This is a genomic window from Methylobacterium symbioticum, from assembly GCF_902141845.1.
Classification (GTDB): Bacteria; Pseudomonadota; Alphaproteobacteria; order Rhizobiales; family Beijerinckiaceae; genus Methylobacterium; species Methylobacterium symbioticum.
Window position 1 is genome coordinate 1 of sequence record NZ_CABFPH010000233.1, and the last position, 1,173, is coordinate 1,173.

Annotated in this window: 1 protein-coding gene; it reads right to left on the reverse strand. The window is 74.0% G+C overall.

The genetic code is table 11. From position 1 onward, the window contains the following. Positions 1-492: 492 nt before the first annotated feature. Entirely contained in the window at positions 493-795 is a 303-nt protein-coding gene (locus MET9862_RS29015; protein WP_142586317.1) for an alkylphosphonate utilization protein, read from the reverse strand. Between the last annotated feature and the right edge of the window lie 378 nt (positions 796-1,173).

The window sequence follows — 1,173 nt, forward strand, 5'->3', positions numbered from 1 at the left end:
GAGAGGCCCTGCTGCAAGCCCGCCCATCCGTCTTGTCGTCGCGGTGTCTGTCCCGGCGTCCTCCGACCTCGCGACTGCCGCTGGCCGGGTCCGGTCCCTGTCGGGACGGGAACCCCGTGCACGCTGACATACGCCCGTCCGGCGCGAGGCCCGCCTCGTAGTGGGTCGGGCCGGCGAGGCTCTGGCGGTCCCCCAGAACCGGGTCGGGACAGGCGCATTTCCTCAGCCCGCCTCACCGCCCGGATCCGAGCAGACCTTGCGTCGGCACGCCGCCCGGGGCACCGGCCGGATCCGAGGCCGGTGACGCGGGCACCGCCCCGCCGTCCGCGCCCCTCCCGGTCGGTCCCCGGGACGGGCCCCCGAAAGGCAGCGGGCGCTCATCGCGCACGATGCCGGGCGGCAGGTGCGGGCAAATGAGCACAAAACAGGAATATTGTCAAGCCCGGAAGCGGATTCCGCCGATCCCGTCCACCGCCCTGCCCGGCCGGACGCTCAGCGCTTGCGCACGAACTCGGTGCGCAGGACGAGGCCCTTGATGCTCTCGTGGCGGCAGTCGATCTCCTCCGGATCGTCGGTCAGCCGGATCGAGCGGATCACGGTGCCCTGTTTCAGGGTCTGGCTCGTGCCCTTGACCTTCAGGTCCTTGATCAGGGTGACGGCGTCGCCGTCGGCCAGCAGGTTGCCCGCCGCGTCGCGGACCGGCGCCCGGCCCGTGTCGGCCTCGGCCAAAGCTCCGGCGGGACGCCACTCGCCGAGCGCCTCGTCGTAGACATAGCTGTCGTCTGTATCGGCCATCCTGGCTCCCCCATCCCCGTGGTTCCGATGGCCGGGTAGCGGGTCCGGCAGCCCCCCGACAAGCGCGCTGCGGGCATGGCTCCCGAGCCGGCCGGGACCCCCCGCCGCAGGCCGCGCCCGGCCGCAGATGGCCCGGATGGCGATTGGATGCCATTGGGATGCATTGCCTTCGCGGTCCTGCGGAGCCACTTGGGAGGGTAGCCCGGACGGTGCCGTTCGGTGGAGCCGTCCGGGAGCCGCCGCGCGTCCCGCGCTCTCCGCTCCGCCGGGCCGCCCCAGCCCGCGAGTCCCCGATGCCCGAGATCTCCGCCTCCGCCCCGCCCCGCTTCGAGGTCGCCGTCGTCGGCGCCGGGGCCGCCGGGCTCGCGGCGGCGCTGG

Coding starts and splice junctions, on each gene's coding strand:
- MET9862_RS29015 (WP_142586317.1), bottom strand. CDS start 795: ATGGCCGATACAGACGACAGCTATGTCTACGACGAGGCGCTCGGCGAG.